General features: G+C 66.4%; 12 protein-coding genes. 7 read left to right on the top strand and 5 right to left on the bottom strand.

The genetic code is table 11. The features are described from left to right. The first annotated feature begins 64 nt into the window (after positions 1–64). The 7 genes from PCJ21_RS20075 to PCJ21_RS20045 all read left to right on the top strand — a co-directional run bounded on the left by PCJ21_RS20075 (position 65) and on the right by PCJ21_RS20045 (position 6,613). Positions 65–502, top strand: coding sequence for a DUF2852 domain-containing protein (locus tag PCJ21_RS20075; protein ID WP_269933215.1), 438 nt, complete (start codon positions 65–67; stop codon positions 500–502). Between the two features lie 92 nt (positions 503–594). Further along, entirely contained in the window at positions 595–1,353 is a 759-nt protein-coding gene (locus PCJ21_RS20070) for a M48 family metallopeptidase (protein ID WP_269933214.1), read from the top strand. Positions 1,354–1,525: 172 nt separating this feature from the next. Continuing rightward, the gene (locus PCJ21_RS20065) at positions 1,526–2,185 is read left to right on the top strand and encodes a phosphoribosylanthranilate isomerase (RefSeq protein WP_269933213.1); all 660 of its coding nucleotides are present in this window, start codon (positions 1,526–1,528) and stop codon (positions 2,183–2,185) included. Positions 2,186–2,214: 29 nt separating this feature from the next. Next, positions 2,215–3,435: a tryptophan synthase subunit beta gene (gene trpB / locus PCJ21_RS20060; RefSeq protein WP_269933212.1), complete on the top strand. Its 1,221-nt coding sequence runs from the start codon at positions 2,215–2,217 to the stop codon at positions 3,433–3,435. 2 nt (positions 3,436–3,437) lie between these two features. Then, positions 3,438–4,277: a tryptophan synthase subunit alpha gene (trpA, locus tag PCJ21_RS20055; RefSeq protein WP_269933211.1), complete on the top strand. Its 840-nt coding sequence runs from the start codon at positions 3,438–3,440 to the stop codon at positions 4,275–4,277. A 39-nt stretch (positions 4,278–4,316) separates the two neighbouring features. After that, the gene (accD, locus tag PCJ21_RS20050; RefSeq protein ID WP_269933210.1) at positions 4,317–5,240 is read left to right on the top strand and encodes an acetyl-CoA carboxylase, carboxyltransferase subunit beta; all 924 of its coding nucleotides are present in this window, start codon (positions 4,317–4,319) and stop codon (positions 5,238–5,240) included. Between the two features lie 41 nt (positions 5,241–5,281). Continuing rightward, positions 5,282–6,613, top strand: a complete 1,332-nt coding sequence (locus tag PCJ21_RS20045) for a bifunctional folylpolyglutamate synthase/dihydrofolate synthase (protein ID WP_269933209.1) — start codon at positions 5,282–5,284, stop codon at positions 6,611–6,613. Positions 6,614–6,689: 76 nt separating this feature from the next. Here the strand turns inward: PCJ21_RS20045 and trxA are convergent, their stop codons facing one another. From trxA to tsaE, 5 genes are all read right to left on the bottom strand, one after another. Further along, entirely contained in the window at positions 6,690–7,013 is a 324-nt protein-coding gene (gene trxA, locus PCJ21_RS20040; protein ID WP_269933208.1) for a thioredoxin, read from the bottom strand. A 75-nt stretch (positions 7,014–7,088) separates the two neighbouring features. Beyond that, complete coding sequence (addA, locus tag PCJ21_RS20035) at positions 7,089–10,625, bottom strand: double-strand break repair helicase AddA (protein ID WP_269933207.1); 3,537 nt, start codon at positions 10,623–10,625, stop codon at positions 7,089–7,091. Continuing rightward, complete coding sequence (gene addB, locus PCJ21_RS20030; protein WP_269933206.1) at positions 10,622–13,744, bottom strand: double-strand break repair protein AddB; 3,123 nt, start codon at positions 13,742–13,744, stop codon at positions 10,622–10,624. Before addB ends, addA begins: the two co-directional genes overlap by 4 nt. Continuing rightward, positions 13,741–14,445: a nucleotidyltransferase family protein gene (locus PCJ21_RS20025; protein WP_269933300.1), complete on the bottom strand. Its 705-nt coding sequence runs from the start codon at positions 14,443–14,445 to the stop codon at positions 13,741–13,743. The genes addB and PCJ21_RS20025 overlap by 4 nt, the downstream gene beginning before the upstream one ends. Positions 14,446–14,474: 29 nt before the next feature. Further along, on the bottom strand, positions 14,475–15,989 hold the full coding sequence (gene tsaE, locus PCJ21_RS20020; RefSeq protein ID WP_269933205.1) for a tRNA (adenosine(37)-N6)-threonylcarbamoyltransferase complex ATPase subunit type 1 TsaE: 1,515 nt from the start codon (positions 15,987–15,989) through the stop codon (positions 14,475–14,477). Positions 15,990–15,993 lie beyond the last annotated feature (4 nt).

Raw genomic sequence — 15,993 nt, 5'->3', positions numbered from 1 at the left:
GTCTTCCCATTTCGATTCCAGGCAGCCGACCCGGCTGCGCTCCTAGAGAAGGAACGGGAGACAGATGAACACGACTGCACTGATCCGTCCGGCCTGGACGCCGGCGACCATCGCATTGATGGTGATCGGCTTCATGGTGTTCTGGCCACTCGGCCTCGCCATGCTTGCCTACATCATCTGGGGCGACCGGCTTGACGGCTTCAAGCGCGACGTAAACCGCGCGACCGACGGCATCTTCGCCGGCTGCCGCAAGGCGTCGTACAGCGCCAGCGCCCGCACCGGCAACGTTGCATTCGACGACTGGCGCGAGAAGGAACTCGAGCGCCTGAACGAAGAGCGCCGCAAGCTCGACGAAATGCGCGACGAGTTCGACGACTACGCCCGCGAACTGCGCCGGGCCAAGGACCAGGACGACTTCGACCGCTTCATGGCCAACCGCAACAAGCCGACGGCGCCGGCTGTCACGCCCAAGAAGGGCAAGTCCGGCCTGCTCGACGACTGAGATTGCGCCCGACACTCGAATGCCAGCGGCGCCGTGCTTGCGGCGCCGTTTTCTTTTGCGCCCAAATCCCTCGAATCATTTAGTCTCGGCCCATGTCCCTTGGCTTTTTCCGCAAGCTCACGAAGCCGGCGCCCGCCCCTGTCCAGGAGCGGGATCACGTCGTTGCCGGACGGACGCTGCCGCTCAGGATCGTCGAGAACGACCGCGCCAGGCGACTGACCCTGCGCATCGATGCGGGGGGGCGGGGGCTGCGCGTCACCGTGCCGCCCGGCCTGCGCCAGGGCGAGGTCGACCGCTTTCTCGACCGCCACCAGGGCTGGCTGGAACAGCGGCTGGCCAGGCTGCCCGACCGGCCGCAGGTGCGCCCGGGCATCAAGATCCCGATCCGCGGCGTGGCTCATCTCATCGTCCACGAAGGCGGAACGCGCGGAACCGTGCGCCCGACGCAGGATGAGGACGGACCGACACTGGTTGTCCATGGCGACCGCACGCATCTGCCGCGCCGCATCGCCGACTTCCTCAAGCGCGAGGCCAAGCGCGAGATCGAGACACTGGTGGCGAAGCACTGCGAGGCCGCCGGCCGCCGCGCCAAGGCGATCCGCTTCCGCGACACCTCGAGCCGCTGGGGGTCCTGCACCTCCGATGGCGTGTTGTCGTTCTCCTGGCGGATCATGATGGCGCCGACGCCAGTCATCAACTACCTCGTCGCCCACGAAGTGGCGCATCTGCGCGAAATGAACCACGGCCCGAAATTCTGGAAGCTGTGCGAGGAGCTGTGCCCCGACACCGAGCGCTGCAAGGCCTGGCTCAAGCGCAACGGCGGGGCGTTGCAGGCGATCGTGTTTGAATGAGCGAGTTACCCTCCCCCTTGTGGGGAGGGTCGCCGCACAGCGGCGGGGTGGGGGTACGATAACCCGCTTTCGACCCCCACCCGGTCCTTCGGACCACCCTCCCCACAAGGGGGAGGGTAAGGCTTGCGCTGTTTTCCTCGACTTCGCCGCCTTTTCGTGCCAATCCCGGCCCATGGCACTGGACATCAAAATCTGCGGCCTCAGCACCGCTGAAACACTCGACGCTGCGCTTGGCAACGGCGCGAGCCATGTCGGCTTCATCTTCTTCGCCAAGAGCCCGCGCAACGTGTCGCCGGAACGCGCAGGCCAGCTGCGCCAGGCAGTGCGCGGCAGAGCCAAGGTGGTCGCCGTCACTGTCGACGCCACCGACGCTTTCCTCGACGAGATCGTGACAACGGTTGCGCCCGACATGCTGCAGCTGCACGGCAAGGAAACGCCCGAGCGGGTGGCCGAGGTGAAGGCGCGCTACGGCCTGCCTGTCATGAAGGCCTTTTCCATCCGCGAGGCCAAGGATCTCGACGCGATCGCGCCTTATGCCGGCACGGCCGATCGCCTGCTGTTCGACGCCAAGCCGCCGGCAGGTTCCGAATTGCCCGGCGGCAATGGCGTTTCCTTCGACTGGCGGTTGCTGGCGGGCCTTGACGCCTCCGTCGATTACATGCTTTCCGGTGGCCTGAACGCCGCCAATATCGGCGACGCCCTCAGCTGCGCTGCCCCGCCCGGTATCGACATTTCCTCGGGCGTGGAAAGCGCGCCCGGCGTCAAGGACACGGTGCTCATCGAAAATTTCTTCAAGGCCGTCCGGGCCGCGCGCGAACGCAGCGCCGCCTGATCAAGCCTCCAGCCGCAAGGAGATCGGCCATGAACAAGCCGACTGAGCCCAATTCCTTCCGCACCGGTCCCGACGAGCAGGGCATGTTCGGCATTTTTGGCGGCCGCTTCGTCGCCGAGACGCTGATGCCGCTGATCCTTGAGCTGCAGCGCCACTGGGACGAGGCCAAGAACGATCCGGCCTTCAAGGCGGAACTCAACGAGCTGTCGACCTTTTATGCCGGCCGCCCGTCCAAGCTCTATTACGCAGAAGGCCTGACTCGCCATCTCGGCGGCGCGAAGATCTATTTCAAGCGTGAAGACCTCAACCACACCGGCTCGCACAAGATCAACAACTGCCTCGGCCAGATCCTGCTCGCCAAGCGCATGGGCAAGACCCGCATCATCGCCGAGACGGGCGCTGGCCAGCACGGCGTCGCTTCGGCCACCGTCGCCGCGCGCTTCGGCTTCCCTTGCTTCGTCTACATGGGCGCCACCGACGTCGAGCGGCAGAAGCCCAACGTCTTCCGCATGAAGCTTTTGGGTGCCGAAGTGCGTCCGGTCAGCGCCGGCCACGGCACGCTGAAGGACGCGATGAACGAGGCGCTGCGCGACTGGGTCACCAACGTGCACGACACCTATTACCTGATCGGCACGGCTGCCGGCCCGCACCCCTATCCCGAACTGGTCCGCGATTTCCAGTCGGTGATCGGCACCGAGGCGCGCGCCCAGATCCTCGAGCAGGAAGGCCGCTTGCCCGACATGATCGTGGCCGCCGTCGGCGGCGGCTCGAATGCGATTGGCCTGTTCCACCCGTTCCTCGACGACCGCAGCGTCAAGATCGTCGGCATCGAAGCCGGCGGCCGTGGCCTTGATGGCATCGAGCATTGCGCCTCGATGAACGCCGGCCGTCCCGGCGTGCTGCATGGTAACCGCACCTACCTCTTGCAGAACGATGACGGCCAGATCCTCGACGGCCACTCGATCTCGGCCGGCCTCGACTATCCCGGCGTCGGACCCGAGCATTCGTGGCTTCGCGACACGGGCCGTGTCGACTACCAGCCGATCCTCGACGACGAGGCGCTCGATGCGTTCCAGCTGACCACCAAGGTCGAAGGCATCATCCCGGCGCTCGAATCCGCCCACGCCATTGCCTATGCGGTGAAGACCGCGCCGACGATGGGCAAGGACAAGGTGATGATCGTCAACCTGTCGGGCCGTGGCGACAAGGACGTGCATACGGTGGCCAAGATGCTGGGCATGGAGATCTGAACATGACGACCACCCGCATCGACCGCCGCATGGCGAAGCTGAAGGCCGAGGGACGCCCGGCGCTGGTGACCTACTTCATGGGCGGCGACCCCGATTATGAGACGTCGCTGTCGATCATGAAGGCGCTGCCCAAGGCCGGCAGCGACGTCATCGAGCTCGGCATGCCGTTTTCCGACCCGATGGCCGACGGTCCGGCGATCCAGGCTGCTGGCCTGCGCGCGCTGAAGGCCGGCCAGACGCTGGCCAAGACGCTTGAGATGGCGCGCGAGTTCCGCAAGGACGACAACGACACGCCGATCGTGATGATGGGCTACTACAACCCGATCTACATCCATGGCGTCGACCGCTTCCTGGCGGATGCTGTCGCCTCGGGCATCGACGGCCTGATCGTCGTCGACCTGCCGCCGGAAATGGACAACGAGCTGTGCATCCCGGCGCTCAAGGCCGGCATCAACTTCATCCGGCTGGCGACGCCGACGACCGACGACAAGCGCCTGCCCAAGGTGCTCGAGAACACCTCGGGCTTCGTCTATTATGTCTCGATGACCGGCATCACCGGCTCGGCCCTGGCCGACACGTCGAAGGTCGCCGAGGCAGTCCAGCGCATCAAGGCGCATACAGACCTTCCGGTCTGCGTCGGCTTCGGCGTCAAGACCGCCGAGCAGGCGCGCACGATCGGCGCTTCAGCCGACGGCGTGGTTGTCGGCACGGCCATCGTCAACGCGGTGGCCAATGTCATCGGACCGAACGGCGCAAAGACCGCCGATCCGGCCGAAGCCGTGGCAACGCTGGTCACCGGATTGTCCCAGGGCATTCGCGCCGCACGCCTTGCTACCGCCTAATAAATACCCCATGTCCGCGGGACGAAGAGGACCACTGATATGAACTGGATAACCAACTACGTTCGCCCCAAGATCAATTCGATGCTGGGACGTCGCGAAATGCCCGAGAATCTCTGGATCAAGGATCCCGAGAGCGGCGAGATGGTGTTCCACAAGGACCTCGAGGAAAACCAGTATGTGATCCCGTCTTCGGGCCATCACATGAAGATTTCGGCCAAGGAGCGCCTGCGCTTCTTTTTCGACGACGGCCGCTATGAGGCCATCGACAACCCGAAGGTCGTCACCGACCCGCTGAAGTTCCGTGACGAGAAGCGCTATGTCGACCGGCTGAAGGACGCCAAGGCCAAGACCGGCATGGAAGACGCGATCCTGTCGGGCACCGGCAAGATCGACGGCCTGCCCGTCGTCGTCACCGTGCAGGACTTCGCCTTCATGGGCGGTTCGCTCGGCATGGCCGCCGGCGACGCGATCATCCGCGCCTTCGGGGTCGCGCTGGAGATGAAGCGTCCGCTGATCCTGTTCGCCGCCTCCGGCGGCGCCCGCATGCAGGAAGGCATTTTGTCCCTGATGCAGCTGCCGCGCACGACGGTGGCGGTCGACCGGCTCAAGGAAGCCGGCCTGCCCTACATCGTGGTGCTGACCAACCCGACGACCGGCGGCGTGACCGCGTCCTATGCGATGCTGGGCGACGTCCACATTGCAGAACCGGGTGCCCTGATCGGCTTTGCCGGCCCGCGCGTCATCGAGCAGACGATCCGTGAAAAGCTTCCCGAGGGCTTCCAGCGCTCCGAGTACCTGATGGACCACGGCATGGTCGACATGGTGGTGTCGCGGCTTGAGCTCAAGTCAACGATATCCAGCCTGCTCAAGATCCTGACCAAGACACCGGTCGCCGCCAAGGCTGCCGCTGGCGATGTCCTGCCTCCGGCAGTTCCGGCACAGGAACGCCGCCCGCAGGCCTGAGGCCGCGCGGGCAGGACGACGCACAAGCCGGGGGGAAACAGATGGTCACGCTCGAAGCCGATCGCGAAATCGAGAGCCTATTGGCGCTGCATCCGAAAGGCTTCGACCTTTCGCTCGACCGCATAACGCGGCTGCTGGAACGGCTGGGCAATCCGCAGGACCACATGCCGCCGGTGATCCACATCGCCGGCACCAACGGCAAGGGCTCGTGCGCGGCGTTCTCGCGCGCCCTGCTTGAGGCCCAGGGGCTTCTGGTCCATGTCCACACCTCGCCGCATCTGGTGAACTGGCACGAACGCTACCGCCTGGCAGCGCCCGGCGGCGGCAAGCTTGTCGCCGACGATGTGCTGGCCGATGCCGTCCGGCGTGTCGGCGAGGCCAATCGCGGCGAAAAGATCACCGTCTTCGAGATCCTGACCGCCGTCACCTTCGTGCTGTTTTCCGAACACCCGGCGGACGCCTGCATCCTTGAGGTCGGGCTCGGCGGGCGCTTCGACGCCACCAACGTCATCAAGCGGCCGGCTGTGTCGGTTATCATGCCGGTGTCGATGGACCACGAGGCCTATCTCGGCGACAAGGTCGAGCTGATCGCCGCCGAAAAGGCCGGCATCATCAAGCGCGGCTGCCCGGTGGTGGTCGGCGCGCAGGAAACCGAAGCGGCACAGCAGGTGCTGATCGACACCGCCGAGCGGCTGAACTGCCCGCTCGAGGTCTACGGCCAGGACTTTGTCGCCTTCGAGGAAAACGGCCGCATGGTGTACCAAGACCAGAGCGGGCTGATGGACCTGTCGCCGCCGCGCCTGCCTGGACGGCACCAGTTCGCCAACGCCGCCGCGGCGATCGCCGCGGTCAGGGCCGCGGGCTTCCCGATCAGCGAGCGCACCGCCGACAAGGCGATGACGTCGGTCACCTGGCCCGGACGGATGCAGCGCATGCCGCTGGGCAAGTTGAGCGAGCTCGGCCCCAAGGGCGCCGAAATCTGGATCGACGGCGGCCACAATCCCGGCGCCGGCACGGTGATCGCGGAGGCGCTGGCCGAGCAGGAAGAGAAGTTCCAGCGGCCACTGTTTTTGATCTCCGGCATGATCAACACCAAGGACCAGACCGGCTATTTCCGCCCGTTCCACGGCATGGCGCGCCACGTCTACACGGTGCCGGTGACGATGAGCGAAAGCGGCGTCCCGAACGAGGAACTGGCGGTGCGCGCCACCGAGGCCGGCCTGTCGGCAGAACCGGTCAGCTCCGTCGCCAACGCGCTGATGCTGCTGCGCGATACCTGGGACGAGGACGAGACGGCGCCGCGCATCCTTATCGGCGGCTCGCTCTATCTTGTCGGCGAGGTTCTGGCCGAAAACGGAACGCCGCCGAGCTGAGCCACAAAAAACCGATCACAGGTCACAAAAAAGCCCGGTCGAAGCCGGGCTTTTTTCATTTCGGCAATTCAGTGCCTCAGGCGACGTTGCCGCTGATCCAGCTCGACAGAGCGGTCTTCGGAGCGGCGCCAACCTTGATGTCGGCCACTTCGCCATCCTTGAAGATCATCAGCGTCGGAATCGAACGCACGCCAAACTGCGCGGCGATCTCGGGGTTCTCGTCGATATTGACCTTGGTGATCTTGACCTTGCCGGCCAGCTCGTTGGAAATCTCTTCGAGCGATGGGCCGATCATCTTGCAGGGACCGCACCATTCGGCCCAGAAATCGACGACGACGGGCTCCTTGGCCTCAAGCACGCCGGACTTGAAATTGCTGTTGTCGATCTTGACGGTGGCCATGATGCCCATCCTCTTGCGGTTAGCTGTCGCGCCATATGTGGTAGTGCGCGGACCCGTGGTCAAGCACCCGTTGTGTCACGCTTGGGTGAGTCGAACAAGGGCGGCGTCCATCGCCTCGGCCGGGACGGGGATCAGCCTTGGCGCTTCAGTGAACAGAAGCGCGGCCGCAACGGTCTTGCCTGGATAGAGCGGCTGAAGCAGCGCGCGATACAGCGCAAGCTGCACGACATAAGATTGCGGCACCTCGGCGAAGGAAGCAGGCGGGGGGCGGTTGGTCTTGTAGTCGACGATCAGAACCTCCTGGTCGGTCACCGCGAGGCGGTCGATCTTGCCCGACACCGAACGCGGCTTACCGCGCACGTCGAGGCTGCCCATCACAGAAACCTCGGCGCGCGACGAGGGCGAAAACAACGCCGCAAAACGCGGGTCGTCGAGAATCGACAAGACAGAGACTACAGCGGCAGCGCGCTCGTGCGGCTGCCAGGCCTGCCCGACGCGCGCGAGATAGCGCTCGGCCGCCGGCTCGCGGTCCTGGACGGCCAAGCGCGGCAGCATCTGCAACAGGCGATGCAATGCCGAGCCGCGCGCAATGGCAAAGCCCGGTTCGTCCTCTGCATCGAGCACAGGCGAACGTCCGGATATCAGCTGCTCGCGCGCCTCGTCGATCAGCGCCGAAGCCCCCGATGGCGACAGCGGCGGCGGCAATTCCTCGAAGAGAGGCGGGGTGAGATAGAGGCTTTCCGGCAAGGGCGCGGGGCGCGCGCGCTCGACTGCTTCAACCTCGACGGCGGAAGCCGGTGCCTGCGCCAGGGGCGTGACGCGGAAACGATGGACCTTGCGCTCGGCGATGACGGGATGGTCGCGCTCTGCGCTCTCTGGCGCCGCCGACAGCGCGCGCGTGACGATGGAATGCCAGGTGTCCAGGCCTGGCGTGCGCTTGCCATGGTAGCCGCAGACGATGAGGCGGTCTTCGGCGCGGGTCATGCCGACATAGAGCAGGCGGCGATACTCGTCGTCGGCCAGGTCCTTGGCGGTCGCGCTGGCGTTCTTGGAAAAGGCATTGGCGACATCGGCGCCGGCGCGCCAGAGATAGCCCTTGCCCTGCCAATGCCTGGCGCGCGGTACAAACGGCATCAGGCGCGGCAAATGCTGGTCGCTGAACGGCGCAGACCCGCTGTCGACAAGAAACACGACCGGCGCCTCAAGCCCCTTGGCGGCGTGCACCGTCATGATGCGGACCTCGTCGCGCGTCTGGTCCATCTCGCGCTTGATCTCGGGTCCGGCGTTTTCCAGCATCGAAAGGAAGGCTTCGAGCCCCGGCAGGCCGGTGCGCTCTTCCGCCAGGCAGAAATTCAGGAACTCGTCGAGAATGTCGCCGGCCTCCTGGCCGAGACGCGAGATCATCTTCCGGCGCACGCCGTCGCGATGCGGGCCGCCCGACAGCACCGAGGAATAGAACTCGAAGATCGGGCGGAAGGCCGCTTCGCTGGCCCAGGCATCGAGCTGGCCGGCGATATCCCTGAAACCGGCGTCGGTCTCGGCACGGTGGCGCAACGAGGCAATCAGCGAGCGCCCCTTGTCGCGCCCGGCAGCCACCGCAAACAGCGCATCTTCCGACAGGCCGAAGATCGGGCTGCGCAGCACAGCGGCCAGCGACAGGTCATCCTCGGGCTGGATCAGGAAACGGCCGAGCGCGATCAGGTCCTTGACCGCGATGTGGCCGGGCAGGCTGAGGCGGTCGGCGCCGGCTACCGGAATGTCGCGACGCTTCAGCGCGCGCGACAGCGCATGGACGAAGCGGTCGCGCTTGCGCACCAGCACCATCACGTCACCGGCGCGCAGGCGCTTTCCCGTGCCCTCGATGATCTCGCCTTCATCGAGCCATTTGCGGATCGTCGCCGCGACCTGCTCGGCGACGACGACGGCAGGCGCGTGGGCATGATCGATGGGCTTGCGCCAGTCATCGGGCTCGTCGACCGCATCGGCGCCGACCGATGGCCAGACCTCGGCATAACCGGGTGCGCCGGCGCGGATCGCCTTGTGGCTTGGCGGCTCGGGTGCGCGGGTGACGCCGCGACGGACGCTCGTGTCCTCGAAGACGCGGTCGACGGCCGAAAGCACGTCGTCTGTCGAGCGGAACGACCAGGTCAGCGTGACATCCTCGAAGCGGGCGTCTGCGTCGCGGATGCGGACGGCGAATTCATGCTTGGAGTTGTCGAAGGATTCAGGCGCCGCACCCTGGAACGAATAGATCGACTGTTTTTCGTCGCCGACGGCGAACACCGTGCGATGGACATTGTCGCGGGCGCTGAAACCGGAGAAGAACTCCTCGGCCAGTCGCTTTACCACCTCCCACTGGTCGGGGCTGGTGTCCTGTGCCTCGTCGAGCAGGATGTGGTCGATGCCCTTGTCGAGCTTGTACTGCACCCAAGGCCCGGCATCCGGCCGCGCCAACAGGTTGACCGTGCGGGTGATCAGGTCGTTGAAATCGAGGAAGCCGCGCCCGGTCTTCAACCGCTCATAACGGGCAATCAGCCAGTCTGCGATGGTGAGCGCGGCGCGCGTCGCCTCCAGCATGCGAAAATGGGCGAGACGGTCGGCGGCATCGATGATGGCCGAAGCGGTCGCCGCATAGCGCTCGGGAAGATCGGGCAGACGGTCGAGCAGCGCCTTCTTGAAGGCGCTCGACGGATTGTAGGGATCGCCATCGGCTTTGAGGAAGGCGTCCGTCAGAAGCGACAGGCGGCGGATCGGATCCGCTTCGGCATAGGCGAGGCGGGCATAGGGCAGGATATTGTTGAGCACGCTGCGCGCGTCGGTCGCGTCCGCAGCGGCGGCGAAGGCGTTGAAGAAGGCAGGCTCAAAGCCTGATAGCGGCCAGATCGAGGCGGCGATGTTTTCCGCCGTGTCCTCACGAGAAAAGCCGAACTCTTCATAGAGCGCGCCGAACGGCCAGGAAAAGTCCTGGATCTGGGCGATGAAGGCGCGCAGACCGTCGCGCTTGCGCACGATCTCGGCCAGCAGCGCGTCGAGGCCGGCTTCGCCGCCGCGCTCCAGCACCATGGCGAAGGCTTCGGCGAGTTCCGGATTGTGTTCGCCGGCGCCGGTGACCATGTCGCGCCGCGCGGTGGCGAACAGCGTCGCCTCCATCTGGCTGTCGAGCATCTCGAAATGGGCAGCGATGTTGGCCTCGAGCGGGAACTGATGCAGCACCGATTCGCAGAAGGCGTGGATGGTCTGGATCTTGAGGCCGCCCGGCGTCTCCAGTGCCTCGGCGAATAGCCGCCGCGCCCGGCGCAGCTTCTGCGCCTCCGGGCGCGCGCCGTCGAGGAGCGTTATGCGCTCGGCCAACTCGGCGTCGGGCAGCATGGTCCATTCCGAAAGATTGGCGAAGACCCGGTTCGACATGTTGGCGGCGGCGGCGCGCGTATAGGTCAAGCACAGGATCTTCGACGGATCAGTTCCCCGCAGCAGAAGCCGCATGACGCGCTGCGACAGCACATGCGTCTTGCCTGAGCCGGCATTGGCCGACACCCAGACCGAATTGGCGGGATCGGAGGCGCGCGCCTGACGTTCGGCGGTTTCAGCCGGTACGAAGAACGTCTTCTTCATTCCTCGCCCTCCGCACCGCCGTCGCCGCCGGCAGACCATTCGAGCACGCGGGCAAGATGATCGTAGTCGCCGTCGGTCTCGCCTTCGCGGAAGGGCAGGGCGCGCGACAGGTAACCCGTCGATGGGTCCTCATAATGCAGCAACAACTGTTCCAGCCGCTCCCAGGCTTCCTCGGACAGCTCCAGCGCCGATTTCGGTTTCCTGTTGTGCTCGAGGATCGATTCCTCGAACACCTCGCCATTCGGCTTCAGCCGGACGAAGGCCAGTTGCGACGGCTCGCGCTGGCCAAGCTCGCGGAAGGCGCCACGTCGCAGCAGCGCGCCTTCGAGCGCCAGCTGCGGCGAAAGCAGCGTGTGGGCCTGCGCCTTGGAAGGCGAGGAACCGGTCTTGTAGTCGAGAATGTCGGCCATGCCGCCGGCCAGGATGTCGATGCGGTCGGCGCGGCCCGACAGGGTTATGCCTGTCCTGCCGACCTCGATCGCCGAGGCACCTTCCTCGGCGTGACGGCTTTCGACCGATGCGGCGCGGCTGCGTTCCCATTCAACGACATTGACCGCCAGGCGCTCGAAACGCGGCCACCAGACAGCCTCGACGTCGGCAGGCAGCGCCGCTTCGGCGAAGCAATGGCGGCCGGCGGCGATCAGGGCGTCAAGCGCGTTGGGCGCCAGAGGGTCCATGATGGTCGCGGAGAACAGGTGCAGGATGTCGTGAAACAACGTGCCGCGTTCGGCCGCACCGGGATCACGCACCAGCGGATCGATCGCCGACAAAGCGAGGATGCGCCTGGCATAGACTGCATAGGGGTCACGGCGCAGCGTCTCGATCTCGGTGATGCTGAAGCGGCGCGGCCGCACGGCGACCGGGGGCTTGGGTTCGGGCCGGGCGGCGAAATCGCTCTTCGGGCCGGCGTCGAGCGCACGTGCCCAGTCGAGCAGCCTGGCACCACGCTGGCGCAGCGCCGCTGCATGGGCGGGGCCGGCATAGGTCAACAGCCTTTGCAGCCAGCGCGACGGCACCGCGGGCGCATCGCCGGACCGCGCCGAACGCGACAGCACGACGTTCTTCGCCCCCATCGCCATCTGGAAATCGTGCGCGGCAAGGCCTATGCGGCGTTCCGGCGGCTCCAGATCAATGCCCGATTTCATGACGCGCGACATGAAGCGGTCGGCTTCGGCCTTGCGTGGCCAGCTGCCTTCGTTGAGCCCGCCGATGACCAGCGTGTCGACAGTCTGCAACCGTGCCTCGAGCGCACCCCAGATGGCCACGGCGCGGTCGGCACCCTGCGCCGGCTTGACTGCTTCGGGAGCAACCAGTGCATCCATCACGTCGGGCCACTCGTCGGCGGCGAAGGTAAACGAGGCTTGCGCGGCAACGAGCGAGCGCAGGGCTTCGGCGAGCTTCGCGCCGGCATCGCCGTCATAGAGCGCGCCGAGGCCACCATGCTCGTCGCGGCCGAGGTTTTCGAGCGCCTCGACGGTGGCGCGGACAATCTGAGCGAGGTCGACCTGTGCATCGGAGCGGAAGGCAAACAGCGGCGCGAGGCCCACGACGAGCCTTGCAGCGATGTCGCGCGCCTCCTCGATGCGGCGGACGGTGATGCGATCGAACCAGAACGGCTTGCGCGCGGCGCCGGCGACGCTGGTCATGCGCCGCTCGAAGTCTTCGACGAGCGTTGCGATATCCGGACGGCCGACGCCGCCGCGCAGCACAACGAGCTCCAGTGTCTCGGCGGCGCGCCGGACCACCGGCCGCTCGGCGCCGAGACGCAACAGCGGATGCTTCAGCAGCGACAGCACGGCCACCGGATCGCCGGGCCGGAAAGCCACATCGAGCATCGTCCGCAGCAGGGCCGTGGGTGGCGTGTTGGCGAGCGGCACCCCGCCGGAATCGTCGGCCTGGATACCGAAGCGCTTCAGTTCCGTGGCGACGCGGCGCGCCAGGTTCCGGTCGCTGGTGACCAGTGCCGCGCGATGGCCCGGTTCGGCGACCGCCTGGCGCAGGGCGATGGCAATGGCGGCGGCCTCGTCGCGCTCATGCGCCGCCTCGAGCAGGACGATGCCTGAGAGGGCGTCGGCAATCTCCCGATCGCCGACGTCGGCACGCTTGTCGGCCCAGGCGTCGGTGGTTTCGGCCGGGCGCAGCGCCTCGCCGACGATGGTCGCGCGGCGCACCATCGCCTCGGATGGCGCGCCGAGCTCCTCGATATCGCGTCGCAGGATGCCGATCTTGCCGATCAGCTTGGCGAGGCCGTATTGCGGATGGCCCAGCACCGAGGCGCGCGCACCGATTTCGGTGATCGTCTCGAAGGCGCGCTCGTCCAGCGTCGCGTCGAAGCCGGGCAGCACGACCGCGCCCCGCGGCAGCCGCGCAATCGCCGCCAGCAGCTCCGCGGTTGCGGGAATCGAGCCGGTGGAGCCTGCGGCAATGACCGGACCCGCGGGCGGATTGGCTTTCAGGCGTTCGGCCTCGAGCCGGATCAGGGCGCTGCGGTGAGCCGCTGGATTGGAAAGACCGCGCTCCTTGAGCATCTGCGGCCAGGCGCCGGTGACGATCGACAGAAAATCGAGCGTCACCTGCCACCAGCCCGACAGTTCGCCCGACACCAGGCCGGCAAGCTTGCTCCAGTCGGAACCCTCGGTTTCGATTTCATCCATCAGCCCGGCAAGGTCGCGAGCCAGCCAGATCGCATCCGCCGAGGAGGCCGGCACGACGATCTCTTCCTCGAACATGGCGGCGACATGGGCCGGCAACCGGCGCTTCCAGGCGCGCACCAGCGGCGCGAGCAAAAGCAGCCTGTCGGTGGCGGAGACCGGCGGGGCAAGGTCGAGCGCGCCGGCGTCGTCGGCGCCAAAGGCGACATCGTCCTCGTCGAACTCGCCAAGCGGCTTGATGACCGGCAGGATCGCCGAGTTGCCACCCGTGGCCTCGACAAAGACCGTGCGCAGGGCACGCGCGGCGCGACGCGTCGGCACGTAGATGGTGACGTCGGCAAGCGCCAGCGGATCGCCGCCATAGCGGAACTCGGGGATCAGCCGTCCTTCGATCAGGGCCTGCGCCAGTGTCGGCAGGAAGGGAGAGCCGGGCGGGATGGAGCAGACGCGGGGGACGCGGGCGCTCATGACGCGTCCGCCAGTGCCCTTTTGACCGCCACTTCGGCCTGCGGGATGGCATCGGGTGTGCCGACGGTGATCCAGCTGCCCTGCATCTTCATGCCGAACAGCCGGCCAAAAGAGATTGCCTGATCGAAATAGCGGTTGAGCGACAGCGGCCCTTCGGGTGCGTCGACAAAGATGCGCGGATGGACGATCGCTGCACCCGCATAGATCAATCCCTCGGGTGCGCCCTTCGCGCGGCTCAGAGTGGCGTCGGGTGCGACAAGAAAATCGGTGCTGCCGGAATGGCCGGTCGCCTGGCCGAGATCGGCCAGCATCAGCAGGATATCCATCCTGGCATCGTCCCAGGCAGCGGCGAGGCGAGCGAGGTTCGGAGCACCCTGGTCGATCCAGAAGGTGTCGGCATTGACGATGTAGAAGGGCTCCGCGCCAAGCTCGCCACGCGCCTTGACGATGCCACCGGCGGAATCGAGCAGGCCATCGCGCTCGTCGGAAATGACCGCCTGCGGCTTGATGCGGTCGGCGACGTGCGCGATGATCTGGTCGGGCAGATAGTGCACGTTGACCACGGCCCGTTTGACGCCGACTTCGGCGAGGCTGTCGAGCCCCCAGTCGAGCAAGGTCTTGCCCGATATGCTGACCAGCGGCTTCGGAATGGTATCGGTGATCGGCCGCATGCGCTTGCCGAGGCCGGCTGCGAGGACCATGGCGACCGAAGGAATGGCGGTCTCAACGGTCACGCGTCGAACTCCTCGAGCAGCCGGTTGTCACGATAGAAATCGCGCAGGCCGGCCAGGGTCGGATGCGCCAGCGCACGGTGCAGATAGTCGCGGATGCGCGGCAGGTGCTTCAGATACTGCGGCTTGCCGTCGCGGCGGTCGAGACGAACGAAGATGCCAAGGATCTTCGAGTTCCGCTGCGCCGCCATGATGGCATAAGCCTCGCGAAAGGCGGTCTCGTCGAAGTCGCCTGCGGCATGGCGGGCGGCGACATAGGCGGCGACTGTGCTGTTTTCGAGCCCAGGCGAAACGGTCACTCGCGCGTCCATGGCGAGCGATGCGACGTCATAAGCGACCGGGCCGATCAAGGCATCCTGGAAATCGACGATGCCGAGCCTGTCGAAACCGTTCTTCCCGGCGCGCCAGATGATGTTGGGCGAGTGATAGTCGCGCAGCACCAGTCCGTATTGCTTGTCGGCGAGGCGGTCGAAGACGGCGTTCCAGGCAGCTCGGTAGCCGTTGCGCAGCTCGGCCGAGGCGGGCGCGCCTGACACGGCGGGCACATACCAGTCGACCAGCAGGTCGACCTCGATCATCAGCGCCTCGCGGTCAAAGGGCGGAACCTGGTGGACGACGCCTATCGCGGCCTCCAGCCGGTCGTCCCAGTGTTTGCAGTGAACCATCGCCAGCAGCTCGGCGGCGGCGGCATAACGTTCGGCAACCGGCCGGCCTTCGGCGTCGAGGAAGGCGCCCGAACCGAGATGTTCAAGCAGGAGGAAACCCTGGTCGAGGTCCTGGGCGACGATGCCGGGCACGGTGACGCCGCCGGCCGCCAGCGCGCGGTCGATGGCGACGAAGGCTGCGACAGATTGCGCCGTATGGGCGATCTCGGCATAAGGCTTGCCGTCACGGACGGGCGGGCCGAGCACAAGGCGCGGCGAATTCATCAGTACCAGCGTGTCGTGACCGGCACGCGCCACCGTTTCGTAGGCGCGGGCTGACGCGTCGCCGGGGAAGCGGGCGCGGCGGGCCTCGCCGCAACCGGCGGTAAAGAGAAAATCGCGCATGGCCAGCGAACGGGCAACGCGGTCGAAGGCGTCCCCCTGGCCGGAAAGGGTCACGCGGCGGCCTTCACCCTCATGTTCGAGCCCGAGCCGCAGGCTGGTGGCGGGCATGGCGTCGGCGGCACGCTCGGGCCATTCGACCAGCGCAATGCCGGAAGCAACCGCCTCGTCGAAGCCAAGCTCCTCCAGCTCGTCGGACGAGGACAGGCGGTAAAGATCGAAATGATGGACCGGGACCGGCGTTTCGTAGCTTTGAACCAGCGTGAATGTGGGGCTTGGCACCTCATGCAGCGGATCGCTGGCGAGTGCCCGGATCAGGCCGCGTGCCAAGGTCGTCTTGCCCGCGCCAAGATCGCCATCGAGCAACAGCACGTCGCCGGCCTTGAGCGCCATGGCGAGATCCTCGCCCAGCCGGAAGGTAGCGGCATCGTCGGGAAGGAAGCGCTGCAGCGAACGGACGCCGGTCAATACG

The sequence above is a fragment of the Aminobacter sp. HY435 genome, assembly GCF_027568395.1.
Lineage (GTDB): Bacteria > Pseudomonadota > Alphaproteobacteria > Rhizobiales > Rhizobiaceae > Aminobacter.
This window is presented reverse-complemented; position numbering and strand designations above follow the sequence as displayed.

Excerpts from the sequence above, each read along its gene's own strand:
- PCJ21_RS20075 (WP_269933215.1), top strand. The coding sequence starts at position 65 with ATGAACACGACTGCACTGATCCGTCCGGCCTGGACGCCGGCGACCATC.
- PCJ21_RS20070 (WP_269933214.1), top strand. The coding sequence starts at position 595 with ATGTCCCTTGGCTTTTTCCGCAAGCTCACGAAGCCGGCGCCCGCCCCT.
- PCJ21_RS20065 (WP_269933213.1), top strand. The coding sequence starts at position 1,526 with ATGGCACTGGACATCAAAATCTGCGGCCTCAGCACCGCTGAAACACTC.
- trpB (WP_269933212.1), top strand. The coding sequence starts at position 2,215 with ATGAACAAGCCGACTGAGCCCAATTCCTTCCGCACCGGTCCCGACGAG.
- trpA (WP_269933211.1), top strand. The coding sequence starts at position 3,438 with ATGACGACCACCCGCATCGACCGCCGCATGGCGAAGCTGAAGGCCGAG.
- accD (WP_269933210.1), top strand. The coding sequence starts at position 4,317 with ATGAACTGGATAACCAACTACGTTCGCCCCAAGATCAATTCGATGCTG.
- PCJ21_RS20045 (WP_269933209.1), top strand. The coding sequence starts at position 5,282 with ATGGTCACGCTCGAAGCCGATCGCGAAATCGAGAGCCTATTGGCGCTG.
- trxA (WP_269933208.1), bottom strand. The coding sequence starts at position 7,013 with ATGGCCACCGTCAAGATCGACAACAGCAATTTCAAGTCCGGCGTGCTT.
- addA (WP_269933207.1), bottom strand. The coding sequence starts at position 10,625 with ATGAAGAAGACGTTCTTCGTACCGGCTGAAACCGCCGAACGTCAGGCG.
- addB (WP_269933206.1), bottom strand. The coding sequence starts at position 13,744 with ATGAGCGCCCGCGTCCCCCGCGTCTGCTCCATCCCGCCCGGCTCTCCC.
- PCJ21_RS20025 (WP_269933300.1), bottom strand. The coding sequence starts at position 14,445 with ATGGTCCTCGCAGCCGGCCTCGGCAAGCGCATGCGGCCGATCACCGAT.